At 72.0% G+C, this 24,598-nt stretch carries 23 protein-coding genes; 5 read left to right on the top strand and 18 right to left on the bottom strand.

Going from position 1 to position 24,598, the window contains the following annotated elements; translation table 11 throughout:
• Positions 1–48: 48 nt before the first annotated feature.
• Together ACIGXJ_RS27110 and ACIGXJ_RS27105 are read right to left on the bottom strand one after the other, a co-directional pair.
• Complete coding sequence (locus ACIGXJ_RS27110) at positions 49–1,029, bottom strand: hypothetical protein (protein ID WP_399650366.1); 981 nt, start codon at positions 1,027–1,029, stop codon at positions 49–51.
• 128 nt (positions 1,030–1,157) lie between these two features.
• On the bottom strand, positions 1,158–3,401 hold the full coding sequence (locus ACIGXJ_RS27105; RefSeq protein ID WP_399650364.1) for an MMPL family transporter: 2,244 nt from the start codon (positions 3,399–3,401) through the stop codon (positions 1,158–1,160).
• Between the two features lie 352 nt (positions 3,402–3,753).
• On the opposite strand from ACIGXJ_RS27105, the gene ACIGXJ_RS27100 reads away from it, so the two are divergent.
• From ACIGXJ_RS27100 to ACIGXJ_RS27090, 3 genes are read left to right on the top strand one after another with little or no spacing between them, the layout of a single operon-like run.
• Positions 3,754–4,302: a DUF1697 domain-containing protein gene (locus tag ACIGXJ_RS27100; protein ID WP_399650361.1), complete on the top strand. Its 549-nt coding sequence runs from the start codon at positions 3,754–3,756 to the stop codon at positions 4,300–4,302.
• Positions 4,303–4,314: 12 nt separating this feature from the next.
• On the top strand, positions 4,315–5,340 hold the full coding sequence (locus ACIGXJ_RS27095; RefSeq protein WP_399650359.1) for a ketopantoate reductase family protein: 1,026 nt from the start codon (positions 4,315–4,317) through the stop codon (positions 5,338–5,340).
• Positions 5,341–5,388: 48 nt separating this feature from the next.
• A complete protein-coding gene (locus ACIGXJ_RS27090; RefSeq protein WP_399650356.1) occupies positions 5,389–6,006 on the top strand; it encodes a DsbA family protein in 618 nt (205 codons plus the stop codon).
• 40 nt (positions 6,007–6,046) lie between these two features.
• Here ACIGXJ_RS27090 and ACIGXJ_RS27085 read toward each other — a convergent pair whose 3' ends face one another.
• Complete coding sequence (locus ACIGXJ_RS27085; RefSeq protein WP_399650354.1) at positions 6,047–7,324, bottom strand: MFS transporter; 1,278 nt, start codon at positions 7,322–7,324, stop codon at positions 6,047–6,049.
• Between the two features lie 56 nt (positions 7,325–7,380).
• Between ACIGXJ_RS27085 and ACIGXJ_RS27080 the strand changes: the two genes are divergently transcribed.
• A complete protein-coding gene (locus ACIGXJ_RS27080; RefSeq protein ID WP_399650352.1) occupies positions 7,381–8,361 on the top strand; it encodes a helix-turn-helix domain-containing protein in 981 nt (326 codons plus the stop codon).
• Here ACIGXJ_RS27080 and ACIGXJ_RS27075 read toward each other — a convergent pair.
• The 15 genes from ACIGXJ_RS27075 to ACIGXJ_RS27005 form a co-directional block, all read right to left on the bottom strand.
• Positions 8,358–9,200, bottom strand: coding sequence for a sirohydrochlorin chelatase (locus ACIGXJ_RS27075; RefSeq protein ID WP_399650350.1), 843 nt, complete (start codon positions 9,198–9,200; stop codon positions 8,358–8,360). The genes ACIGXJ_RS27080 and ACIGXJ_RS27075 overlap by 4 nt on opposite strands.
• 5 nt (positions 9,201–9,205) lie before the next feature.
• Positions 9,206–10,111, bottom strand: a complete 906-nt coding sequence (locus ACIGXJ_RS27070; RefSeq protein ID WP_399650348.1) for an ABC transporter permease — start codon at positions 10,109–10,111, stop codon at positions 9,206–9,208.
• On the bottom strand, positions 10,098–10,883 hold the full coding sequence (locus ACIGXJ_RS27065) for an ABC transporter ATP-binding protein (protein ID WP_399650346.1): 786 nt from the start codon (positions 10,881–10,883) through the stop codon (positions 10,098–10,100). The genes ACIGXJ_RS27070 and ACIGXJ_RS27065 overlap by 14 nt, the downstream gene beginning before the upstream one ends.
• A gap of 36 nt (positions 10,884–10,919) precedes the next feature.
• On the bottom strand, positions 10,920–12,026 hold the full coding sequence (locus ACIGXJ_RS27060) for an aliphatic sulfonate ABC transporter substrate-binding protein (RefSeq protein WP_399650343.1): 1,107 nt from the start codon (positions 12,024–12,026) through the stop codon (positions 10,920–10,922).
• Between the two features lie 221 nt (positions 12,027–12,247).
• On the bottom strand, positions 12,248–13,582 hold the full coding sequence (locus tag ACIGXJ_RS27055) for a sulfate adenylyltransferase subunit 1 (protein ID WP_399650341.1): 1,335 nt from the start codon (positions 13,580–13,582) through the stop codon (positions 12,248–12,250).
• Positions 13,583–13,584: 2 nt separating this feature from the next.
• Positions 13,585–14,520 (bottom strand): sulfate adenylyltransferase subunit CysD, encoded by a 936-nt coding sequence (gene cysD, locus ACIGXJ_RS27050; protein WP_399650338.1) that lies wholly within the window; start codon positions 14,518–14,520, stop codon positions 13,585–13,587.
• Positions 14,517–15,077, bottom strand: a complete 561-nt coding sequence (gene cysC, locus ACIGXJ_RS27045) for an adenylyl-sulfate kinase (RefSeq protein WP_399650335.1) — start codon at positions 15,075–15,077, stop codon at positions 14,517–14,519. The genes cysD and cysC overlap by 4 nt, the downstream gene beginning before the upstream one ends.
• Positions 15,074–15,784 carry a phosphoadenylyl-sulfate reductase gene (locus ACIGXJ_RS27040; protein WP_399650332.1) on the bottom strand — a complete coding sequence of 237 codons (711 nt, stop codon included), beginning with the start codon at positions 15,782–15,784 and terminating at the stop codon, positions 15,074–15,076. Before ACIGXJ_RS27040 ends, cysC begins: the two co-directional genes overlap by 4 nt.
• Positions 15,781–15,960 (bottom strand): hypothetical protein, encoded by a 180-nt coding sequence (locus tag ACIGXJ_RS27035; RefSeq protein WP_399650330.1) that lies wholly within the window; start codon positions 15,958–15,960, stop codon positions 15,781–15,783. Before ACIGXJ_RS27035 ends, ACIGXJ_RS27040 begins: the two co-directional genes overlap by 4 nt.
• A complete protein-coding gene (locus tag ACIGXJ_RS27030; protein ID WP_399650327.1) occupies positions 15,957–17,657 on the bottom strand; it encodes a nitrite/sulfite reductase in 1,701 nt (566 codons plus the stop codon). The genes ACIGXJ_RS27035 and ACIGXJ_RS27030 overlap by 4 nt, the downstream gene beginning before the upstream one ends.
• Positions 17,658–17,781: 124 nt before the next feature.
• Positions 17,782–17,865, bottom strand: a complete 84-nt coding sequence (locus tag ACIGXJ_RS27025; RefSeq protein ID WP_309486338.1) for a putative leader peptide — start codon at positions 17,863–17,865, stop codon at positions 17,782–17,784.
• 127 nt (positions 17,866–17,992) lie between these two features.
• Complete coding sequence (locus tag ACIGXJ_RS27020; RefSeq protein WP_399650325.1) at positions 17,993–18,565, bottom strand: GNAT family N-acetyltransferase; 573 nt, start codon at positions 18,563–18,565, stop codon at positions 17,993–17,995.
• A gap of 131 nt (positions 18,566–18,696) precedes the next feature.
• Complete coding sequence (locus tag ACIGXJ_RS27015) at positions 18,697–19,920, bottom strand: hypothetical protein (RefSeq protein ID WP_399650322.1); 1,224 nt, start codon at positions 19,918–19,920, stop codon at positions 18,697–18,699.
• Between the two features lie 148 nt (positions 19,921–20,068).
• Complete coding sequence (locus ACIGXJ_RS27010) at positions 20,069–21,343, bottom strand: GAF domain-containing protein (protein ID WP_399650984.1); 1,275 nt, start codon at positions 21,341–21,343, stop codon at positions 20,069–20,071.
• A 330-nt stretch (positions 21,344–21,673) separates the two neighbouring features.
• On the bottom strand, positions 21,674–23,308 hold the full coding sequence (locus ACIGXJ_RS27005) for an acyl-CoA dehydrogenase family protein (RefSeq protein ID WP_399650319.1): 1,635 nt from the start codon (positions 23,306–23,308) through the stop codon (positions 21,674–21,676).
• Positions 23,309–23,420: 112 nt separating this feature from the next.
• Between ACIGXJ_RS27005 and ACIGXJ_RS27000 the strand changes: the two genes are divergently transcribed.
• Positions 23,421–24,572, top strand: coding sequence for a YihY/virulence factor BrkB family protein (locus tag ACIGXJ_RS27000; protein WP_399650316.1), 1,152 nt, complete (start codon positions 23,421–23,423; stop codon positions 24,570–24,572).
• Positions 24,573–24,598 lie beyond the last annotated feature (26 nt).

Genomic DNA, 24,598 nt, shown 5'->3' with positions numbered 1-24,598 from the left:
GGACCGGACGGCCCCGCCCGTCGCGCGGGGCCCAGACCGGCGGAACTCCTACAGATAGTCCGGATCGAGGATCCGCGCCTTGTACACCACCGGGCTGCTGCCCACCCGCAGATCGCGGGCGCCCGCCGTGTTGAAGTGGACCCACTTGGTGCCGAAGGCGCTGCCCCCGTCCTCGGCGCCGGTCCACATCTCCTCGCCGGAGGCGTGCCGCACGAAGGACTTCACCTTGCGGCGGCCGTAGAGCTTCTTCACCGTCCTGGTGGCCTTGTCGTAGCTGTACACGCCGCCTGTGTCGGTGAACAGCAGCCGGCCGGGGCTGGTGCAGTCGGGCTGGACGTCGTGGCCCCGGGTCACCTCGACCTTGCGGTCGGGGTCGGCGACCAGCCTGGCGGAACTGGCCGTGGTCACGATCCGGTACGCCTGGAGCACACTGCCGCCGATGACCCACATGCGCTCCAGCTGCGGGTCCCACAGCAGTCCGTGCGCCTGGTGGAAGTCGAACTGCTGGGCCTTGACCAGCGAGCGGCTGTACCGGTCGGTGGGCCGGTAGACGTAGATCTTCCCGCCCCTGGTGGCGCCCCCGTCACCGCCCGGCGCGGGACCCCGGCTGCGGCCCGCGACCACCACGACACCGGTGCCGCGCGCCCGTTCGACGGCGTGCAGATAGGTGCCGAACGACGCCGACCACAGCAGCTTGTTGTCGCTGCGGCGGCGGATGCTCGCCACTCCGCCGTCCCGGGTGCCGGTCGCGATCAGCAGGACGCGGCCGTCGCCCGCGGTGTCGCGGAGCCGGTGCTCCATCGGGTGCCCGCCGGAGGGCTTGAACGACCACTTCACATTGCCCCGCGTGAAGGGCCTGTTCCGGTCGAACTGGTAGATCGTGCCCGAGGTGACGTCCCCGAGCAGTACGTCGAACGCCGCGGGCGCCGCTTCGGCGGTGCCCGTGGTCAGCAGTCCGGCGGCCGGTGCCGCGGCCGCTCCGGCGAGCGCGCCGCGCAGCAGCGTGCGCCGGTCCATGGTGACGTCCATGTGCCGTCCTCCCCCGAGGTGACAGACATTCAGCAGTTCGGTCGGCCGCTGTTCGGTCGGCCATGAGGACGTGCCGAAGGGCCCGCCGGTTCCCGAAGGAGCCGGCGGGCCCTCAGCGGTGCGCGGTGTCAGACCCGGACGGGCTCGCCCCCGCTCACCTCCTGCTCCTCGATGGCCTCCGGCGCCTCGTCGTGCGTGAGGTCGGGCAGCCGGTGCAGCCACTTGGGCAGGTACCAGTTGCGCTCACCGAGCAGCGCCATCACCGCGGGCAGGAGCACACCGCGGATGACCGTCGCGTCGATGAGGACCGCGGCCGCCAGGCCCACGCCCATCTGCTTCATCGACTGCATGGACAGCGTGCCGAAGATCGCGAACACGGCGACCATGATGACCGCGGCGCTGGTGACGACACCGGCCGTGGTGACCACCCCGTGGGCGATGGCGTCCTTCGTCGTACGGCCCCGCAGCCGGGCCTCGCGGATCCGGGAGACCACGAACACGTGGTAGTCCATCGACAGGCCGAACAGGATCACGAACAGGAACAGCGGCAGCCAGCTGACGATCGCGCCGACGCCCTCCGCGCCCACCAGGGACGCGCCCCAGCCGTGCTGGAAGACCGCGACGAGGATGCCGTACGCGGAGCCCACCGACAGCAGGTTGAGCACGATCGAGGTGATCGCGACCGTCAGCGAGCGGAAGGACAGCAGCATCAGCACGAAGGCGAACACCACCACGAAGGCGAACACCGGGGTCACCGAGCCGGCCAGCTGGTCGTTGAAGTCGCGGGAACCGGCGACCTGACCGGTGATCGGCGCCTCGACGCCCTCGACCTTGCCCAGCGTCGCGGGCCGCACCTCGTCGCGCAGCTTGTCCAGGCTCGCTCCGGCCTTGTCCATGTCGGAGCCGCCGACCAGCGGGACGTAGACGAAGGCGAGGTTCTGCTCGTCGTGCAGCTTGATCTCGACCGGGCCGCGGGAGGCACCGGAACTGACGGCCCGCTCGCGGAAGTCGGCGAGTGCGGCCTTCACCTCGGGGGCGTTGATGTCGTCGGCCTTGACGACGACCTCGGCCGGGTCGCTGCCGCCGGGGAAGGCCTCGTTCAGCCGGGTGTACGTCTGCACGATCGGCAGCGAGTCGCCGAACTCCTGGTCCAGGGTGAGCTGCTGGGTCTTCATGCCGACCGCGGGCGCGGCGACCGCCAGCAGCGCGCCGGTGGCGACCACCACGGAGACGACCGGCTTGGCCAGGACGCCCTTGAGGACGGCGCTCCAGAAGCGGCTCTCGCCGTTGCCGCCCTTGGTGCGGCGGCGCAGGAACGGCAGACGGCCCTTCTCGACGCGCTCGCCGAGCAACGACAGCAGCGCGGGCAGCACCGTGACCGAGCCGACCATCGCGACCGCCACGGCCATCAGCGAGGCCAGACCCATCGCCTCGAACTCGGCGAGGCCGGTGAACAGCATGCCCGCCATCGCCACGCACACCGTGACGCCGGAGACCACGATGGCCCGGCCGCTGGTGGCGGCGGCGATCCGCAGCGCGGTCTGCGGGTCACGGCCCGCCGCGCGCTCCTCACGCTCGCGGCGCAGGTAGAACAGGCAGTAGTCGACGCCGACGGCCATACCGACCAGCAGCATGACGGAGCTGGCGCTGTCACCCATCGGCACGACATGGCTCGCGAGGCCCATCAGGCCCATCGTCGCCATGATCGCGGTCATCGCCAGCACCACCGGCAGCAGCGCGGCCACCAGGGCGCCGAAGGCGATCAGCAGGATGCCGAGGGCGACCGGCACGGCGGAGTACTCGGCCTTCTTGAAGTCGTCGCCGAACGCGTCGTCGAACGTCTTCATCATGCTGGCGCCGCCGATCTCCTCGATCCGCAGCGACTTGTGGTCCTTCTGGACCTTCTCCACGGCGTTGAGCACGGGCTCCACCCGCTCGCCGGCGGTGTCCGCCTCGCCGCGCATGTCGAACTGCACCAGCGCGCTGCGGCCGTCCTCGGAGATGGTCCCGGTGTCGTAGGGCGAGGTCACGTCGGTGACCGCGCCGGTGCCCTCGACGGCCTCGACGACCGCGTCGACGGCGGTGCGGAACTCGGCGTCGGTGGACCTGACCGAACCGTCCCTCGACTGGATGAGGACCGTCTCGCCGGCCGGCTCGTCGATGCCGGCGTCCTCGGCGAGCTTCGCCGCGGTGTGCGTCTCGCCCTTGAGCTGGTCGCTGTCCTTGACCATCACCATCCCGGACGCCGAGCCGAGCCCCATCGCCAGCACGACGAACAGCACCCATACGCCCACGGCCGCCCATCGATGGCGGGCGCTCCAGCCGCCGGCCCGCGCGGCCAGGCCACGCACCCTTCTGTCTCCGTTCGCCATGACGGGCTTGCCCCCCTGTGAGCGGTGACAGCCCCCTGCCGCCACCTTTCTCCTCGAAGGTATGGGCCGGATAAGGACTTCTCGTCGTGCTGCCCGGTGAAGTGGGGCACCGGTGGATCATCCGCTCGGATACCTGTTCCCTCCCCTTCCAGGAGGAGGGTGTCCCCTACATCTGTTCGAGGATCTCGGGGAAGACGATCAGGGTGCAGACATCCGGTTTGTGATTACGAAACCTTGTTGAAGAAGTCACAAACGTGTGTAGGTGTTGATCCACGCCGACCCATCGGCCAGAGTTTCGCGAGGCCGCCGCGCCCGCCCCCACGGGGCACGGCGGCCGTCCTAGGGTGTGTCCATGACGACATATGCGGCGCTGCTGCGCGGGATCAACGTGGGCGGCAGCAGGAAAGTCCCGATGGCGGAACTGCGCACGCTCATGGAGGGTCTCGGGTACGACGGGGTGCGCACCTACCTGCAGAGCGGACAGGCCGTCTTCAGCAGCGGCCACGGCGACGAGGACTCCCTCGCCGCGGAACTGGCCGGCGCCATCGAGAAGCGGTTCGGGTTCGCCGTGGACGTGATCGTGCGCGACCACGCCTATCTCGCGGCCGTCGCGGGCGACTGCCCCTTCCCCGCCGCCGAGCTGGAGCCCAAGCAGCTCCACGTCACCTACTTCTCCGTCCCCGTCACCGAGGACCGCTTCGCGGAGCTCGACCGGGACGCCTACCTCCCCGAGGAGTTCCGCCTCGGCGACCGCTGCCTCTACCTCTACGCCCCGGACGGCCTCGGCCGCTCCAGGCTGGCCGGCGATCTCGCCCGCCCCCGCCTGACCAAGGGCCTGATCGCCACCAGCCGCAACTGGAACACCGTGGTGAAACTCGTGGAGTTGACCGCCGGGCCGTGACAGGGTCGGGTCATGCGCTACATCATCATCGGAGCGGGAGCCGTCGGCGGCACGATCGGCGGGCGGCTGGCCCAGGCCGGGCACGAGGTCGTCCTCGTCGCGCGCGGCGCCCACCAGCGGGCCCTGCGCGAGCGCGGACTGCGGCTCGTGACCCCGGACGGGGACCGCGTCCACCGGCTGCCGGCCGTCGACGGCCCCGACGCGCTCGGCGAACTGCGCGCCGACGACGTCCTGGTGCTCGCCGTGAAGACCCAGGACAGTGCCGCCGCGCTCGCCGCGTGGGCGCCGCGCCCGGTCGCGGGCGGCGCCACCGCAGCCGAGCGGCTGCCGCTGCTGTGCGCCCAGAACGGCGTCGAGAGCCAGCGCCTCGCCCTGCGCCTGTTCCGCCGCGTGTACGGCGTCTGCGTCTGGCTGCCCTGCACCTACGTCGAGCCGGGCGTCGTCTCCGCCGCGGGCACCCCCCTCACCGGCATCCTCCACCTCGGCCGCTTCCCGCACGGCACCGACGACACCGCCCGGCGGATCGCCGCCGATCTGGAGAGGGCGCACTTCGAGGCCCCCGTCGTGCCCGAGGTGACGCGCTGGCAGTACGCCAAGCTGCTCGGCAACCTCGGCAACGCCCTGGAGGCCGTCACCGGGCCGGTCGTCAGCGACGAGGCCGTGGCGCTGTACGAGAGGGTGCGCGCCGAGGCCGAGACCGTCCTGGACGCCGCGGGGATCGCCCACGCCGGCGCGGAGGAACAGCGGGCCGCGCGCGGCGACAAGGTCACCCTCGTCCCGCTGGAGGGCGCCCCGCGCGGCGGCGGTTCCTCCTGGCAGTCCCTCGCCCGTGGCACCGGCACCATCGAGGCGGACTACCTCAACGGCGAGATCGCCCTCCTCGGCCGTCTGCACGGCGTGCCGACCCCGCTCAACGAGCTGCTCCAGCACCTCGCCGACACCTTCGCGCGAGAGCGGCGGGAACCGGGCTCCCTTGCGGTGGCCGAACTGGTGCGGCTCGCGGACAAGGCGCGGACCGAAGTGGAGCAGGGAAACTGAGCCGGATCGGACCATGAACCCGTGCCGATCGGCCCGTAGGGTCGAGCCATGAGCAACGCAGCGCCCACCCGCGTCGACTTCTGGTTCGACCCCGCCTGCCCCTTCGCCTGGATCACCTCCCGCTGGCTCCTGGAGGTCGAGCGCGAGCGCCCGCTCGACCTGCGGTTCCACGCCATGAGCCTCTACCTGCACAACATCGGCAACGAACTGCCCGACTGGTACCGGGAACTGGTCGACAAGTCGATAGGCCCGGTGCGTGTCGCCGTCGCGGCGGCCGAGCGGCACGGCGAGAAGGTGCTGCGCGATCTGTACACCGCGTTCGGCACACGCATCCACGAGCGGAAGAACAAGGACTTCGACGCCGTCGTCGCCGAGGGTCTCGCCGAACTCGGCCTGGACGCCGACCTGGCGGCCGCCGCGCACGACCCGTCGTACGACGACGCGGTGCGCCGCAGCCACGAGGCCGGCGTGGAACCGGAGACCGGCGGCTATGTCGGCACGCCCACCCTGCACGTCGACGGCACGGTCTGGTTCGGCCCCGTGCTGCGGGCCGTCCCGCGAGGCGAGCGGGCCGCCCGGCTCTTCGACAGCTTCCGGGTGCTGGCGAACGACCCCGACTTCTTCGAGCTGAAGCGCACCCGCACCGGCGGCCTCTCCTTCGACTGAGTCCGGGCGCTGCACGCGCTCGCCGCCCGGATGTCCGGCCCTACGCCGGCTCGCCCCGCCAGGTGTCCTTCGACGCCCAGCGCACCGCGGGGGCCACCGCGAGTCCGGCGACGGCGAACAGCACGCCGAGCACCGCCCAGCCCGCGGTGCCGTGCTGGATCGCCGTCACCGTGACCAGCGCCGGCCCCGCCATCATCCCGGCGGACATGCCCGCCCCGAACACGCCCTGGTAGACACCGTGGGCGCGCGAGTCGGCCAGCTCGTAGCCCAGGGTCCAGCCGCCGGCCGCCATCAGCACCTCGGAGAACACCTGCACCACCGCGCCCACCGTCAGCGCCAGCACCGCCCACACCGGCGACAGCCCCGCCGACAGCGCGTACACCGCACAGGCCACCGCCAGCAGCAGCCCCGCCCAGCCCATCGCCCGTACCGCGGAGGGCACTCGGGAGGCCGAGCGGGCCACGCGCACCTGGAGCAGCGCCACCAGCACGCAGTTGACGATCATCAGCATGGCCGCCGTCCAGCGGGGCGCGTCCGTCCGCTCCACGATCCACAGCGGCAGCCCCACGTCGTTCAGCGTGTACTGCATGACCAGCACGGCGTTGAGGACAGTCACCGTGAGGAACGGCAGGTCCCGCACCGCCCGCCAGCGGTCCGCGGCGGGCGCGTCCTCGGGCAGCCGGTCCCGCTCCAGCGCATGCGGAGCCAGCGGCAGCCCGCGCAGCAGCAGCGCCGGCGCCGCGAACGACAGACAGTTGAGCAGGATGACCGTCACATACGCGCCCCGTGTGTCGAGTTGCAGGGCCACCGCACCGAACACGCCACCCACGCCCATGCCCACGTTCGTGATCATCCGCAGGTAGGCGCGCGCCTCCACCCGCGTCGCCGCCGGCAGCACGTCCGCGTACACCGCGCCCAGCACCGACCGGCTCGCCATCTGCAACGCCGTCGACACGATCACGGCCGCCAGGAACGCGGCGTACGAGTGCACCAGCGTGTACGTGGCCATGGCCACTCCGGTCCCGCCCCACAGCAGCGAGCCCACCTGCCGCGCGCCCCACCGGTCGGCGGCCCGGCCCGCGGGGATCCCCGCCGCCACCCCGAACAGCCCGGCGATCGTCAGGCCCACACCGACCGCGGTGGCGTCCAGCCCGACGATCCGGGTGAAGTACAGGACCCCCAGCGGGAAGTAGAGGCCGTTGCCGAGGGAGTTGAAGGCCGTCAGCACGGTGGCTCGACGCAGGGCGGCGTCCGTGGGGAGCAGCCCGCCCGCGCGGGTGACCTGCTCCTTCGGCGGAGTGGTGGGTGTCGTGGTCATACCGACAGCCAACCCGGCGGCGCTCATGCACCGGCATTGATTTAGCGTGGCACTCAATGATCGAGTTCCGCTTCGCCGTCGGTGACCTCGCCACGACCTCCTTCGCGTACTCGCCGCTGCAGGAGGCGGTGTTCTCGCTGCGCTGCCTGCGCGACCCGGCCCGGTATCCCCACCACCGGCCGTGGCTGCGGCGCATCCGCCCGCGGCTGGAGGGGCTCGACCGCGAACTGCTGACCGCCGTCGTCGCGCCCTGGCTGTGGGTGCCCGACTTCCTGACGCCGCGGCCGGAGCGGGCCCGGCCGTCCTTCGCCGAACAACTGGAGCAGGTGCGGGCCACACCGGCCGGGATCGTCGTCGCCGACTTCCACGCCGCCTACCGAGCTCACCCGCTGCCGCCGGCCGTCGCGCGCGGCCTCGCGGAGCCGTCCGCGTTCCTCACCCGGCTCACGGACGCGCTCGACGCGTACTGGCGGGTCTGCCTGGCCGCCGACTGGTGGCCCCGGGTGCAGAGCATCCTGGAGGCCGACCTCGCCCACCGGGGGCGGGTGCTGGCGGAGCAGGGCGCGGGTGTGCTGTTCGCCGGGCTCGACGACCGCCTCAGCTGGACGGGCAGCCATCTGGTGCTCTCCACACGGGACTTCGCCGTACCGGCGCCGTGGACCGACGTGGCCATCGAGGGGCGGGGGATGGTGCTGCTGCCGACGATGTTCGCCCGCGGGGCGCAGCCGTTGATCGACCCTTCCCGGCCGCCGGTGCTGATGTATCCGGCCCGGGGGAGGGCGACCCTGTCCGAGGAGCCGCCCCCGGTCACCGGCGACGCGCTGGTCCGGCTGCTCGGGCGGCCGCGGGCGCGGCTGCTGCTGTTGCTGGCGGAGCCGGCGTCCACGACGGAGCTCGCGCACCGGCTGGGGGTCACGGCGTCGGCCGTCAGCCAGCACCTGACGATCCTCTACGACGCCGGGTTGCTGCACCGGACGCGCAGCGGGCGGATCGTGCGGTATGCGCGCACGCGGCTGGGGGACGACCTGTGCCGTTAGGCGGTGCGCCTGAGGGGATGCCCCTTCGTTTCGTCCTGCGGGTGCCGCGTCGGCGCGGTTTCTCGCGCCCGCGCGGCGGTGGCCGCAGATCGAGTGAAGCCCCGCGCCCCCGAACGGAAAGCTGCGTTCTCGTAGCGCTCCAGCAACAGGTGCGCCACCTCCGGTGCCTCGCCCAGCACCTCCGCCAGTACGTCCGCCTCCTGCGCGCCCCGCGCGATGCGGTCCGGGAGGAACCCGGGGGCCAGGACGTACGGGGCCACGGCGACCTTCTCGCAGCCCAGGGCGCGCAGTTCGCGGACGGCGTCCTCGGTGCGGGGAAGGGATGCGGAGGCGAACGCGGGCCGCACGGCGCACCAACCGGTGTGCCGCCACTCCCGCGCGATTGCTGCGATCACCGCGATCGCCTCCGGGTCGGTGGAGCCCGCCGAGGCCAGGACGACCCCCGTGCGGGACTTGTCGGCGGGGCTCAGACCCGCCTCGTACAGCCGGCGCTCCAGGGCGGCCAGCAGCAGTGGCGACGGGCCGAGGACGTCCGCCTGGTGGACGCGCATTCCGCGCGGCGCGTCCCGCAGGACCGCCGGGATGTCGGCCTTCGCGTGGAAGGCGCGGGTCAGCAGGAGGGGGAGGGCGACGACATCACGCACGCCCTCCGCCGCCAGTGACTCCAGCACCCCCTGCACGGAAGGGATGTTGAAGTCCAGGAAGCCGGTCTCCACGCGCAGCCCCGGCCGCAGCGACCGCACCCGCTCCACGAGGGCGTGCACGGTCGCGGCGTGCCGCGGGTCACGGCTGCCGTGGGCGATGACCACGAGGGCGGGGAGAGCCGGCTTCACGGACATGGGGATCAGCCCTTCACCAGCAGACCGCGGCTGCGCAGCACCGCCCGCTCCAGCGGGCTGAAGATGAGCAGGTCGATCGCGATGCCGACGATCAGGATCAGCAGGATCGCCAGGAACACCATCGGCATGGAGCTGGCGTTGCGGCCGTTCTCCAGCAGCTGCCCGAGGCCCACACCGAGGTCCGGTGAGGAGGCGATGATCTCCGCGGCCATCAGCGAGCGCCAGGAGAACGCCCAGCCCTGCTTCAGACCGGCCAGATAACCCGGCAGCGCGGCGGGCATCACGATGTACCGGGCACCCCTGATGCCGGTCGCGCCCATCGTGCGGCCCGCCCGCAGGAACAGCGGCGGCACCTGGTCGATGCCGGACACCAGGCCGTTGGCGATGGACGGGACCGCGCCGAGCAGGATCACCGCGTACATCATCGAGTTGTTCAGGCCCAGCCACAGCACCGCGGGCGGCACCCACGCCACCGACGGCAGGGACTGCAGGCCGGACAGGATCGGTCCGATCGCGGCGCGCACGAACTTCACCCGGGCCACCAGCAGGCCCAGCGGGGTGCCGATCGCCAGCGCGAACAGGAAGCCGAGCAGACCGCGCGAGACGCTCGTCCAGATGTAGTCCAGCAGCGTGCCCTTGAGCCAGGCGTCCTGGACCTCGCCCCAGACCTCGCCGGGCGACGGCAGCTTGGTCGGGTCGTCGACGATCTTGAAGGAGACGAGCGCCTGCCAGATCACCAGCACCAGCGCGACCGCCACGATCGGCGGGAGGATCTTGTCGAGGAACGTCCTGCGGAACGGCGTACGGCCCGACGCCTGGGACTCCAGGGCGTCCAGGCCGGCCTCCAGGCCGCCGCTCCCGGCAGCGGGGACGTCCTTGACGGAGGCGTCCGTCGTCTCAGTGCTTGCCATGACGGCGGATCTCCCCACGCAGTACTTCGGTGATCTCCAGGGACAGTTCGGCCACCGGGGCGTCCTCGATGCGCCGCGGCTGCGGGATGTCCACCCGCCACTCGCGGGCGATCCGGCCCGGGCGGGAGGACAGCAGCACCACGCGCTGCGCGAGCCGTACCGCCTCGCGCACGTTGTGCGTCACGAACAGCACGGACAGGCCCGTCTCGGCCCAGATCCGGGTCAGTTCGTCGTGCAGCACGTCCCGGGTGATGGCGTCGAGCGCGGCGAACGGCTCGTCCATCAGCAGCAGCCGGCTGTCCTGGGCGAGCGCCCGGGCCAGCGCGACCCGCTGGCGCATACCGCCGGACAGCTCGTGCACCCGCTTGCCGAACGCGCCCTGCAGGCGGACGAGTTCGAGGAGCTCCTCGGCCCGGTCGCGCCGCTCGCTCTTGGGCACTCCCCTGAGCTTCAGGGCGAGTTCGATGTTCTTGCCCGCGGTCAGCCACGGGAACAGGGCGTGCTCCTGGAACATCAGAGCCGGACGCCCGTCGGTGGTGATGTGCCCGGCGGACGGGGCGTCGAGCCCCGCCACCAGGTTCAGCAGAGTGGACTTGCCGCAGCCCGAGGCCCCCAGGAGGGTGACGAACTCGCCCGGCGCGACATCGAGGCTGATGTCGTCGAGGACGAGCTGCTGCCCGGCGGGTGTGGCGAAGGACTTCGACACGTGCTCGATTCGTGCGGCGTGCTCGACCGACTCGGCGGTCTCGGCCTGTGCGATCGCGGTGGCCATGGTCGTCACCTCCTGGGAACTGTTCGGTCTACGGGGTTACTTCGCGCCGAGTCCGGCGTCGTCGACGGAGCTCTCGCCCGCGGCGGCGAGCACCTTGTTCAGCAGCGTCAGGTCGTAGATGCCGTCCAGCCGCGGGTCCTCCAGCAGACCGGCCTTCACCGCGTGCTGCGCCTCGGTGTTGAGGGTCGCCGCCAGCGGGTCGTCGGTGAACTGGATGGACTTCCACGCCGGGTCCAGGACCTCCGGCTTGAGCTCCTTGCCGGAGTCCAGGCCGAGTCGGGTGTTGGCCGCCTTCTTGGCCTCGTCCGGGTTGGCGTTGATCCACTTGTTGGTCTCGACCGACGCCTTCAGCACGGCCTCGACGGCCTTCGGGTGCTCCTTGAGGAACTTCTGCGACACGATGATGTTCGTGATCACGAACTTCTTGTCGGGCCACAGGTCCGCCTCGTCCAGCAGCACCTTCGCGCCCTCGGCGACCAGCTTCGAGGCGGTCGGCTCCGGCACCCACGCGCCGTCGATGGAACCCGACTTGTAGGCGTCCGGGGTGACCTTGTTGTCCGTGCGGACCACGGACACGTCGCCCTTGCCGCTCTCCGCGTCGACCTTCCAGCCCTGCTCCGCGATCCAGTTGAGCAGCGCCACGTCCTGCGTGTTGCCCAGCTGCGGGGTCGCGATCCGCTTGCCCTTGACGTCCTTCAGCGACTTGATCTTGTCCGGGTTCACCACGAGCTTCACACCGCCGGACGCGCTGCCGCCGATGATCCGCAGGTTGGTGCCCTTGGACTTGGTGTAGCCGTTGATCGCCGGGGAGGGGCCGATCCAGCCGATGTCGATGGAACCGGAGTTCAGCGCCTCGATCTCGGACGGGCCGGCGTTGAAGATCTGGTACTTGGCCTCGGTGGCGCCCAGAGCCTTCTGGAAGAAGCCCTTCTGCACGCCGACCAGCGCGGTCCCATGGGTCAGGTTGCCGAAGTAGCCGATCTTGACGGAGTCGAGGCCGTCGATCTTCTCGGCGCCGGCGGCGACCTTCTGCTGGGCGGGGGTCTCCTCGGCGTCGGAGCCGTAGCCGCAGGCGGCGAGGGTGAGCAGGGGGAGTGCGGTGACCACCGCGAAGGCGCGACGGAGAGCGGAGTTGGCAGGCACGGGAGGTGTTCCTCTCGTTGGCCCGGCGGTCACGGTTTCTTCAGGCCGTGGCCGGGAGATCGGCAGGTCTTCGTCTGGCGTGGGGGGTGCGGGCGCGCAAGCGGTGCGCGTACGTCAGCGCACACATCGCGCCACCCCGCCCTGCCCGCTGCCGACGGCGCCGCTGCCGACGCGGCCGCCCTCCTTGGCGAACGTGGAGTAGTAGTCGGTGGAGTTCATGCTCAGAAGTCCCACCCGTCGTCCTCGGCGCCGTCCTTGACGGGCTCCGGGGCGGCGAACGACTCGCCGACCATGCCCGCGGTGAGCGTGGTGCCGTCGGCCGGGTCGATCAGGATGAACGAACCGGTGCGGCGCGAGTCGGCGTAGGAGTCGACGGGCAGCGGCTCCGCGGTGCGGATCTTCACCCGGCCGATGTCGTTGGCGACGAGCTGTCCCGGGTGCGGGTGCAGGGACAGGTCGTCGAGGGTGAGCCGGGACGGGATGTCCTTGACGATCGCCTTCACCGTGCGGGTTCCGTGCTTGATCAGCACCCGGTGCCCGACGGCCAGCGGCTGGTCGGCGACATGGCAGACCGTCGCCTCGACGTCCTGGGTGGTCGGCGGCGCGTCCTTGGTCGGCACGATCAGGTCGCCGCGGGAGACGTCGATGTCGTCCTCCAGCAGCACCGTCACCGACTGGGTCGTCCACGCAACGTCGACCGCGCTGCCCAGCAGGTCGATCCCGGTGATCTTCGTCGTACGGCCGGACGGCAGGACGGTGACGTCGTCGCCGACGCGGAAGGTGCCGGCGGCGATCTGGCCCGCGTAGCCGCGGTAGTCGGGGTGCTCGGCGGTCTGCGGGCGGATCACGTACTGCACGGGCAGCCGCGCGTGGCAGTGCGCCAGGTCGTGGCTGACCGGGACGGTCTCCAGGTGCTCCAGGACGGTCGGGCCGCCGTACCAGTCCATATGGGCGGAGGGCTCCACCACGTTGTCGCCCTCCAGCGCCGAGATCGGGATCGCGGTGACCTCGGGGACGCCCAGTTCGAGGGCGTACGCCGTGAACTCCTCGGCGATCGCCGCGAACACGGGCTCCTGGTAGTCCACCAGGTCCATCTTGTTGACGGCGAGCACGACGTGCGGCACGCGCAGCAGCGCGGCGATCGCCGCGTGCCGGCGGGTCTGCTCCACCACGCCGTTGCGGGCGTCGACCAGGATCACCGTCAGCTCGGCCGTGGAGGCGCCGGTGACCATGTTCCGCGTGTACTGCACATGCCCGGGGGTGTCGGCCAGGATGAACCGGCGCCGCGGGGTGGCGAAGTAGCGGTAGGCCACGTCGATGGTGATGCCCTGCTCCCGCTCGGCGCGCAGGCCGTCGGTGAGCAGCGCCAGGTCGGGGGCCTCCTGGCCGCGGCTCGCGGAGACGCGCTCCACGGCCTCCAGCTGGTCGGCGAGGACCGACTTGGAGTCGTGCAGCAGCCTGCCCACCAGGGTGGACTTGCCGTCGTCGACGGAGCCAGCGGTGGCGAACCGCAGCAGGGTGGTGGCCGAGAGTTCCTCGGTCGTCGTCGTGCTCATGGCTAGAAGTACCCCTCGCGCTTGCGGTCTTCCATCGCGGCCTCGGACAGCTTGTCGTCGGCGCGGGTCGCACCGCGCTCGGTGAGCCGGGAGGCGGCGATCTCGGCGATCACCTTCTCGATCGTGTCGGCGTCGGAGTCGACCGCGCCCGTGCAGGACATGTCGCCGACCGTCCGGTAGCGGACGAGCCGCTGCTCGACGGTCTCGCCGTCCTTCGGCCCGCCCCACTCACCGGCCGTCAGCCACATGCCGCTCCGCAGGAACACGTCCCGGCGGTGGGCGAAGTAGATCTCCGGCAGCTCGATGCCCTCGCGGGCGATGTACTGCCACACGTCCAGCTCGGTCCAGTTGGACAGCGGGAAGACCCGGACGTGCTCGCCGGGGGCGTGCCGGCCGTTGTACAGGTTCCACAGCTCGGGCCGCTGACGGCGCGGGTCCCACTGCGAGAACTCGTCCCGCAGCGAGAACACCCGCTCCTTGGCCCGGGCCTTCTCCTCGTCGCGGCGGCCGCCGCCGAAGACCGCGTCGAACTTCTCCGACTGGATCTTCTCCGTCAGCGGCAGCGTCTGCAGCGGGTTGCGGGTGCCGTCCGGGCGCTCCTTGAGGACACCGCGGTCGATGTAGTCCTGCACCGAGGCCACGTGCAGCCGCAGGTTGTGCTTCTCCACCGTGCGGTCGCGGTACTCGATGACCTCGGGGAAGTTGTGCCCGGTGTCCACGTGCAGCAGCGAGAACGGCACCGGCGCCGGCGTGAACGCCTTCAGCGCCAGGTGCAGCATGACGATCGAGTCCTTGCCGCCGGAGAACAGGATCACCGGCTTCTCGAACTCGCCCGCCACCTCGCGGAAGATGTGGACGGCCTCGGACTCCAGCGCGTCCAGGTGGGAGAGGGCGTACGGGGTGTCGGTGCCCTCGTCGACAGTGGCGACGGTCGTCATGCCAGGCCCCTTTCGGTGAGCAGCGCGTGGACCGACGCCGCGGACTCCTGCACGGTCTGGTTCTGGGACTCGATCCGCAGATCGGGCGTCTCCGGCTCCTCGTAGGGGTCGTCGACCCCGGTGAGGCCGGTCAGCTCGCCCGCGGCCTGCTTGGCGTACAGCCCCTTCACATCGCGGACCGAGCAGACCTCCACCGGGGTCGCCACATGCACCTCGACGTACGCCGTGGAGTTCGCCTCGTGCCGCTTGCGCACGGCGTCCCGGCTGTCGGCGTAGGGCGCGATGACCGGGACGAGCACCAGCACGCCGTTACGGGCGAGCAGTTCGGCGACGAAACCGATGCGCTGCACATTGGTGTGCCGGTCCTCGCGGCTGAAGCCGAGGCCCGCCGAGACGAACTCGCGGATCTCGTCGCCGTCGAGCACCTCGACGCGGTGGCCCTCCTCGCGCAGCCGGCCGGCCAGCTCGTACGCGATGGTGGTCTTGCCGGCGCTCGGCAGACCCGTGAGCCAGACGGTGGCTCCGGTCGTCACGTGATTCTCCTCGGTGATGGTCATGCGTGCAGCCCGCACTCGGTCTTGGCGCGTCCGGCCCAGCGCCCGGCGCGCGCGTCCTCGCCCTCCAGCACCCGGCGGGTGCAGGGAGCGCAGCCGACGGAGGTGTAGCCGTCCATCAGCAGCGGGTTGGTCAGGACGCCGTGCTCGGTGACGTAGGCGTCCACGTCGTCCTGGGTCCAGCGGGCGATCGGCGAGATCTTGACCTTCTGCCGCTTCTCGTCCCAGCCGACGACCGGGGTGTTCGCCCGGGTCGGGGACTCGTCGCGGCGCAGCCCGGTCGCCCAGGCCGTGTAGTCCTTCAGGCCCTGCTCGAGCGGCTGCACCTTGCGCAGCTTGCAGCACAGGTCGGGGTCGCGCTCGTACAGCCGGGGGCCGTACTCGGCGTCCTGCTCGGCGACCGTCCGGCGCGGGGTGAGCGTGATGACGTTGACGTCCATCACGGCCTCGACCGCGTCCCGGGTGCCGATGGTCTCCTCGAAGTGGTAGCCGGTGTCCAGGAACACCACGTCCACGCCGGGCATGGCCCGCGAGGCGAGGTGGGCGACCACCGCGTCCTCCATCGAGGACGTCACGCAGAACCGCTTGCCGAAGGTGTCCACCGCCCACTGGAGGATCTCCAGCGCGGAGGCGTCCTCCAGGTCGCGGCCCGCCTGCTCGGCGAGCGCCTTCAGCTCCTCGGCCGTGCGCACTTCCTGAGCCGTCGTCATATCCGGTCCCCTCCAGACGAGTTGGGCTGAAGTCCCTGGGCGAGCAGCCCGAGGAACTTCAACTGGAATGCGCGGTTGCACGCCGCGCATTCCCATGCGCCGTGACCCTGCTCGTTCGGACGCAGGTCCTCGTCACCGCAGTAGGGGCAGTAGAAGGGGGCGGCGCGCTCGCTCACGACAGGGCCTCCTCGGAGGCGCGCGCGGCCCAGGCGGCGAACCGCTCGCCGTCCTCGCGCTCGGCCTGGAACCGCTTCAGCACCCGCTCGATGTAGTCGGGCAGTTCCTCGGAGGTCACCTTCAGGCCACGGACCTTGCGGCCGAAGCCGGCCTCCAGACCCAGGGCGCCGCCCAGGTGCACCTGGTAGCCCTCCACCTGCTCGCCCCGGTCGTCGAGGACCAGCTGGCCCTTGAGACCGATGTCCGCCACCTGGATGCGGGCGCAGGCGTTGGGGCAGCCGTTGAGGTTGATGGTGAGCGGCTCGTCGAAGTCCGGCAGGCGGCGCTCCAGCTCGTCGATCAGCTGCGAGCCGCGCTGCTTGGTCTCGACGATGGCGAGCTTGCAGAACTCGATGCCGGTGCAGGCCATGGTGCCGCGCCGGAAGGAGGACGGCCGGGCGGTGAGGTCCAGCGCCTCCAGCTCGTCGACCAGCGACTCGACCTGGTCCTGCTCGACGTCGAGGACGATCATCTTCTGCTCGACCGTGGTGCGCACCCGGCCCGAGCCGTGCGCCTCCGCCAGGTCGGCGATCTTGGTCAGGGTGGCGCCGTCGACCCGGCCGACCCGCGGCGCGAAACCGACGTAGAAGCGGCCGTCCTTCTGGCGGTGGACACCGATGTGGTCGCGCCACTGCTGGACGGGCTGCTCGGGGGCGGGCCCGTCGATCAGCTTGCGGCCGCCGAGGTACTCGTCCTCCAGCACCTGGCGGAACTTCTCCGCGCCCCAGTCGGCGACCAGGAACTTCAGCCGGGCGCGGTTGCGCAGGCGCCGGTAGCCGTAGTCGCGGAAGATCGAGATGACTCCCTCGTAGACGTCCGGGACCTCGTCGATCGGCACCCAGGCGCCCAGCCGCACGCCCAGCTTGGGGTTGGTGGACAGACCGCCGCCGACCCACACGTCGAAGCCGGGGCCGTGCTCGGGGTGGCGTACGCCGACGAAGGCCACGTCGTTGATCTCGTGCACCACGTCCAGCAGCGGCGAGCCCGAGATGGCCGTCTTGAACTTGCGGGGGAGGTTCGAGTAGGCCGGGTTGTTCAGCACCCGGCGCTTCATCTCCTCCAGCGCGGGCGTGGCGTCGATGATCTCGTCCTCGGCGATGCCGGCGACGGGCGAGCCGATCATCACACGCGGGGTGTCGCCGCACGCGGTGACGGTGGACAGGCCGACGGCCTCCAGCCGCTCCCAGATCGCGGGCACGTCCTCGATGCGGATCCAGTGGTACTGGACGTTCTGCCGGTCGGTGATGTCGGCGGTGCCGCGGGCGAACTCCTGCGAGATCTCGCCGATGACGCGCAGCTGCTGCGTGGTCAGGGCGCCGCCGTCGACGCGGACGCGCAGCATGAAGTACTCGTCGTCCAGCTCCTCCGGCTCCAGGATCGCGGTCTTGCCGCCGTCGATCCCGGGCTTGCGCTGGGTGTACAGACCCCACCAGCGCATCCGGCCGCGCAGGTCGTTCGGGTCGATCGAGTCGAAGCCGCGCTTGGAGTAGATCGTCTCAATGCGTGTCCGCACATTGAGACCGTCGTCGTCCTTCTTGAACTGCTCGTTGCCGTTGAGCGGGGTGAAGTGCCCCGCGGCCCACTGACCCTCGCCACGGTGACGGCTCACCTTGCGGCGGGGAGTCGCGGCGGCGGGGTTCTGCGGGTTGGCGGCCATGGTTGATACGTCCTTCGGGACCGGGGAAAGCTGTCTGACCTGCGCGTACGGGCGCACGGGAGCATGCCCGCGCATCATCGCGCAGGGGAAGCCGGGGGAACGGAACGCGGCGGTGCTGGTGGTGTCAGCTCGCCGGACAGATGGCGCTGGACATGCGGCCGAGGTCGACGTGCCGCCGACTCACCAAGGCAATTCCAGTTCCAGACATGACGGAAGCGTGTCACGGCGATCTGGACACAGTCCAGCTTCGTCCGGCATGTGGACACCCTTGTCCCGAAATGTGGAACAAGGGTGTCGTCGGTCACAACATCCGCGCGAGGTCTTGTCGGCGCAGGTCAGGCAGGGTATGCGCCGGGCCAGGGGCCGGGGGTGGGCCGGACCCGCTCCTCCTCGACCTTGGTGTCGAACAGCTTGAAGCCCCGGCGCAGGTAGTTGTCCATCGCGAACTCGCCGTCCTTGCTGCACGTGTGCAGCCACACCCGCTTGGTGGGCGCCCGGCCCGGCCAGCGGTCGGCGAGGTCCCAGGCGCGGGCGGTGCCGACCGACAACAGGTGCCCGCCGATGCGCCGGCCCCGGAAGGCCGGGATCAGCCCGAAGTACTCGATCTCCACCACACCGTCGTCCTGCGGGCTCAGCTCCACGTACCCGGCGGGCGTGCCCCGGTCGTACGCCACCCATGTCTCCGCCCCGGGCCGCTCCAGGTGCTCCCGCCACTGCGCGTACGTCCAGCCGAGCCGGTCGGTCCACAGGATGTCCCCGCCGACGGACGCGTACAGGAAGCGGCTGAACTCGGGGGAGGGCACCTCGGCGCGCACGATCCGCACGTCCCCCTGCGGCGCGTCGGCCGGGAGGAGGTCGGTGGGCGCGGTCTGCTCCAGGGACCAGGTGGTCACGGCGATGTTGGTCATGCCCGCCAGGGAATCATCTCGTCCGGATATCTGTCGATCGCGTCCGGAGCGCGGTCGCCGGCCGAGCGCCTTGCGCGCGACAGGACACCTGGTACGGCCTTACGGCCCTCGCCCGGTACGGCACTACGGGCTCAGTCCAGCGCCCCGTCGATCGCGCTCAGCGGGGTGGCGAACAGCACGCGTCCCGACTGGGCCCAGACCTCGCCGGTCGCGGCGGAGTAGGACAGGGAGGGCGTCGAGCCGCTCCAGCAGCGGGAGGAGCCCTCCGCGCCGCAGCGGACGGCCTGCGCGCCGCCGGTGTCCTGGCGCCACAGCGCCCCGGGGCCGTCGTCGCCGTCACCGCTGAGGTACCAGTGCCCGTCGTGCGACAGGACGCCCCGCACCCCGGCCGCCTCCGTACGGAACGCCTCCGTGGGGGTCGCCCGCCCCGCGGTGTCCGTGGCGAGCAGGCCGGGGCGCAGCGGGTCGGTGCTGAAGGGGTAGCGCCACAGGCGGGTGCCGCCCTCGCCCCGTGCGGAGGCCCGCTCGGTGACGACCAGGCTGTCGGGCGCGGTGCTGCGGTCCAGCGACAGCGTGCCGAGGCGGGGGCCGCCGGTGCCCGGGCGGTAGGCGCCGACCGCGGGCAGGACGTACCGCGGTCCGCGCGCGGGGGCGGCCGTGTCCGTGCGCAGCACCCGCCGGACGTCGTAGACGTAGAGGCCGTCGCCGGCGGTGACCAGCAGCTTGTCCTGGTACCAGACCATGCCGCCCAGGTCCGAGGCCAGCGGCCGGTAGCCGTGTCCGCCGCCGGCCGGGACGACGAGGAGGGCGGAGGTGGCGGCGAGCCGGCCACGGCCGTCGGAGCCGTCGAGGCCGACGAAGGCGACCCGGGCGAGCCCCGGCCCGCCGGTCCTGCTCCACCCGGAGGCGATCACCCGGTGGGCGCCCCAGCGGCCGTCGTCGTCCGCGTCCGCCGAGGTCGTCACGGCCCCCGCCCGCCAGCCCCGGGTGCCGGCCGCGTCCCAGCAGTGGGCGCGGGTCGCGGCCGGGGCGACGGGGAGCGCGGCCGAGTCGCCGGGGGCACACGCGGCGGCCGGGCGCAGGGTGGCGTCCGGGTCGGCGAGGAGGGTGCCGAGCGTGACGGGGCGGCCCGTGGCGGACATGAGCCGGTTCAGGGCGCGGGCCGGGACGGCGTCCTCCGTGAGCACCGGGCCCGTGGCGGTGAGGGGCTCCAGCGGGCCGGGGTCCTCGTCCACCGTCGCCTGGGAGGCGCTGATCATGGTCGCGGCGGCGGTCAGCGCCAGCGCGGTTCCGGTCAGGAACGCGCGCAGCGCCCTGCCCCGCCTGCGCCTGCGGTGTCTGCCGCGTTGCTTCATGACTTCCCTCTCCCGGCTCGCCCGGACCGGGTCAACTGCGCCTGCCGGTCCATACGTTGATCAAGGAACGGTCGTGACGGCCTGTAGGGATGCTACGGCAGCCGGGTGCGCCGGGGGGCGAGGACCGGGCAAACCGCCGGCCGGGCGGTCAGCCCGCCGCCGGGCGGCGGGCCTGCCGGATCGCCGGGGCGCTGGAGTGGGGCAGCAGGTCGTTCGGGTCGTCCGGCAGCAGGACCTGCACGTCCACGTCATCGCAGAAACGATACGGCCGGTGTTCCAGGAAACCCTCCAGATACCGCCGCACCCGGGACATCTCCGCCCGCACCGTCACCGTGCGCCCCGCGTCGCCGAACAGGTCCTCGGCCAGCCCCGCCGCGCTGCGCCCCGCCGGACGGCGGGCCAGCAGATACAGCAACTCGGCGTGGCGCGGGCTCAGTTCCCGGCACCATTCGCCCGCCCCGCCGCACACCGTCACCGTCCACCGGCGCGGCCGGGTCACGTCGAGCACGATCCGGGTACCGGCCCGCGACTGCGGCCGGTCCGCGGCGGCCCGCACCAGCCAGCCCCCCGCCAGCGGCTCCAGCGAGCACAGCCCGAGACCCGGCAGCCACCGCTGCCCCGCCGAAAGGGACTTGGGCAGCGCGGTCCGGTTCGTGTACGGCATGCCGGTCACGGCGGCGGTCCAGCCGTCCCGGTCCATCACCAGCGCCCGTCCGCCGATCCGGGCCAGTACCGGCGCCGCCACCGCCCGCAGCCGCTCCAGCGAGGTCAGATGCATCTCCCGCAGCCGCGCCTCGGCCAGCTTGGCCACCGCGTCCACCCAGGCCAGCGTGGCCGGGTGCATCGTCTCCAGCGGCCCGCTGACGTCCACCACGCCGATCAGCCGGCCGTCGCGCGGGTCCCTGATGGGCGCGCCCGCGCACGTCCAGGACGCGTGACTGCGCACGAAGTGCTCGGAGGCGAACACCTGCACAGGGTGACCCACCACCGCGGGCGTGCCCACGCCGTTGGTGCCGACCACGTCCTCCCGCCAGTCCGCGCCCAGTTCGAAGCCCAGGCCGTCCGCCTTGCGCAGCACCGGCACGCTGCCCTCCCGCCACAGCACCCGGCCCTCCGCGTCCGCCACGACCATGATGTGCCGGGCGGTGTCCGCGACCGACAACAGGCCCTCCCGCAGCACCGGCAGCACATGGCGCAGCGGCGACTCCTCCCGCCGTCTGCGCACCTCCTCCGGCGGCAGCAGCCCGGACCGGAAGTCGTGGTCGGGGTCGACCCCGCTGCGCAGCATGCGTCCCCACGAGTCCTCGATGACCGGCCGGGGGGTGACGGGCACCCGCTGCCCCGAGAGCGTCGCCTCGCGCACCTCGCTGAGCACCCGCGCCGCACGCGCCGTGTCGACGGCGGCCAGTTGCGTCACGTTCATCGGCGGGTTCGCCACGGGATCCTCCCGGGAAGAGCTTGCGGCGACCGGACGCAACGGCTGTCGGCAGGCCGGGGCCCTCGGCGTGTCAAGGCCCGTGGCCGCCGGTTTCCGGTCGTGTACTGACGGTTGCGTCCATACTGCCGCCCAACGGGGACGGAGGGGCACAGTCCGGTCACTGCTCCACACGGTTGCAACCCTCTGCAACCCTGGCGAACGGCAGGACGGTGGTTGAAACTTGAGCTACGCCGCCCGTGCGGCGTCCGTGGCCTTGTCAAGGGCCAGGTGTGCGGGGGTGGTGCCGTGTCGGCGCAGCACCACCCCCGCCGCAGGTCAGACGGCCGGCCGGGCCCGCTCCACGACGGACGCCAGATCCAGTGTGTGCGGCAGCGTCCCGAAGGCCGCGCCCCCGTCCCCGCCCAGCCGGGAAGCACAGAACGCGTCCGCGACCGCCGGCGGCGCGAACCGCACCAGCAGCGACCCCTGCAGCACCAGCGCCAGCCGCTCCACCAGCCGGCGCGCCCGCGCCTCGATGCCGTCCAGATCGGCCAGTTCGGTCAGCAGCCCCTTGATCGCCGCGTCCAGCCGGTGGTCGGCCCCGCGCGCCGGCCCCACCTCCTGGAGGTACGCGTTCAGCGCCTGCGGCTCGCGCTGAAGCGCCCGCAGCGCATCCAGCGCCTGGACGTTGCCCGCGCCCTCCCAGACCGAGTTCAGCGGCGACTCGCGCACCAGCCGGGGCATGCCCGACTCCTCGACGTAGCCGTTGCCGCCCAGGCACTCGGCGGCCTCCACCACGACCGGCGTACACCGTTTCGTCACCCAGTACTTGGCGGCCGGCACCGCGAGACGCAGCAACGCGCGCTCCTGCTCGCCGCCGTCGTCGTACGCCGCCGCGAGCCGCAGCGCGAGGGTCGTGGCCGCCTCCGACTCCAGCGCGAGATCGGCAAGGACGTTGCGCATCAGCGGCTTGTCGACGAGCTTCCCGCCGAACGCCTCCCGGTACGACGTGTGGTGCACGGCCTGCGCGACCGCCTGCCGCATCAGACCCGCCGAGCCCAGCACACAGTCCAGCCGGGTCGCGGCCACCATGTCGATGATGGTCCGCACCCCGCGCCCCTCCTCGCCGACCCGGCGCGCCCAGGTGCCGTCGAACTCGACCTCGGCGGAGGCGTTGGACCGGTTGCCCAGCTTGTCCTTCAGCCGCTGGATCAGGAACGTGTTCCGGGTGCCGTCCTCCAGCACCCGCGGCACCAGGAAGCAGCTGAGCCCGTCCGGAGCCTGCGCCAGCACCAGGAACCCGTCGGACATCGGCGCCGAGCAGAACCACTTGTGCCCGGTCAGCTCGTACGTACCGGCCTCGGCGAGCGGCCGCGCGGCCGTCGTGTTGGCGCGTACGTCGCTGCCGCCCTGCTTCTCGGTCATGCCCATCCCGAACAGGGCGCCCGCCTTCCGCCCGGCCGGCCGCAGCTCACGGTCGTAGACGGTGGACGTCAGCCGCGGCTCCCACTCGGCGGCCAGGGCCGGGTCGGTGCGCAGCGCGGGCACCGCCGCGTGGGTCATCGACAGCGGGCAGCAGTTGCCCGCCTCGACCTGCGTCCACACCAGGAACGCCGCCGCCCGCCGCACATGCCCGCCCGGCCGCCCCCAGGCCGCCGTGAGCCCCGCCGACACACCCTTGCCGAGCAGCCGGTGCCACGCCGGATGGAACTCGACCTCGTCGACCCGGTTGCCGTACCGGTCATGGGTGCGCAGCCGCGGCGGACACGCGTCGGCGAGCACCCCCCACTCCTGCACCTGCGCCGACCCCGCGGTGCGGCCGAAACCGGACAGCTCGCTCAGCGCCTCGTCGCGCAGCTCGGGTCCCAGATGCCGTTCGACGGCCGCCACGAGCGCGCGGTCGGCGCCGAAGACGTCGTAGCCGGTGAGCGGCGGCGGCTGGTTGGTCACGGTGTGGGTGCTGCGGGCCATGCCGGGAACGTACCCCGCGGTAGGGGATCGGTCACCACCGGGACACGACCCCGCGGAACCCGGCCGTCCCACCAGGGTGAGTGGACCGCTTCGCGGCGGATACCTTTGGGTCGTGCAGCCAGCAAGTGAAACCCCTCCGAGGCAGCCCTCCGGGCGTCTCCACCGCGCGCGAGCCCTCTACCGGAACGTCTCCAAGCGCAGGACCGCCTGGCTGCTGCTCAAGGACACCGTCAATTCGTGCATCGAGTACCGCATCCTCGGCCTGGCGGCGGAGGCCGCGTTCTTCACGCTGCTGTCCGTGCCGCCGCTGCTGCTGAGCATGATCGGCCTGCTCGGCTACGTCGACGGCTGGACCGGCACCGACACCATCACCAGCCTGGAGACCAACCTCCTGGAGGCCTCCCGCACGGTGCTGTCCGACAAGGGCGTGCAGCAGATCGCCCGGCCGATCCTGGACGACGTGATGAAGGGCGGCCGGCCCGACATCATCTCCATCGGCTTCCTGTTCTCCCTGTGGTCCGGGTCGCGCGCGGTGAACGTCTTCATCGACACCATCACCGTCATGTACGGCCTCGACGGCGTCCGCGGCATCGTCAAGACCCGGCTGCTGGCGTTCCTGCTGTTCATCGTCGCCCTGCTGATCGGCTCGGTCGCGCTGCCGCTGATGGTGGCCGGCCCGGACGCGGTGCTGCGGATCCTGCCCTGGTCGACGACGGTCGTGCAGGTCCTCTACTGGCCCGTGGTCATCGTCCTGTCGATCGCCTTCCTCACGACCCTCTACCACGTGTCCGTGCCCGTGCGCTCGCCGTGGATCGAGGACGTGCCCGGCGCGCTGGTCGCCCTCGGCATGTGGGTGCTGGGCAGCTTCCTGCTGCGGATCTACCTCACCAACACCGTCGAGGGCGCGACGATCTACGGCTCCCTGGCCGCCGCCGTCGCCGTCCTGCTGTGGATCGGCGTGTCCGCCTTCGCCGTGCTGGTCGGCGCCGCCGTCAACGCCGCCATCGACCGCGTCTGGCCGGCCGCCGCCACCGCGGCCGCCCGTGAGGCGAACGAGCGCATGCGCCAGGCCCAGGTCGCCGAGTACGTCGCCCGCGCCGCCGCCCACCTGGACACCGACCCGGACGACCCGGACATGCCCTCGGAGTTCCCCGAGCGCTGGTCCCGCTTCCTGCCCCCGGAGGACGTCACCTCCCGGCTGCGCACCCACGCGAAGCCCGCGAGCAAGACCCACGGGCCAGGGGAGACACCGCCGGAGAAGTGACGGGCCCGGCCCGGTCGCCTCTGCCC

The organism is Streptomyces sp. NPDC053367, from assembly GCF_044545925.1.
Lineage (GTDB): Bacteria > Actinomycetota > Actinomycetes > Streptomycetales > Streptomycetaceae > Streptomyces.
The sequence above is the reverse complement of the archived record's forward strand: the minus strand, read 5'-3'. Positions and strand labels throughout refer to the sequence as shown.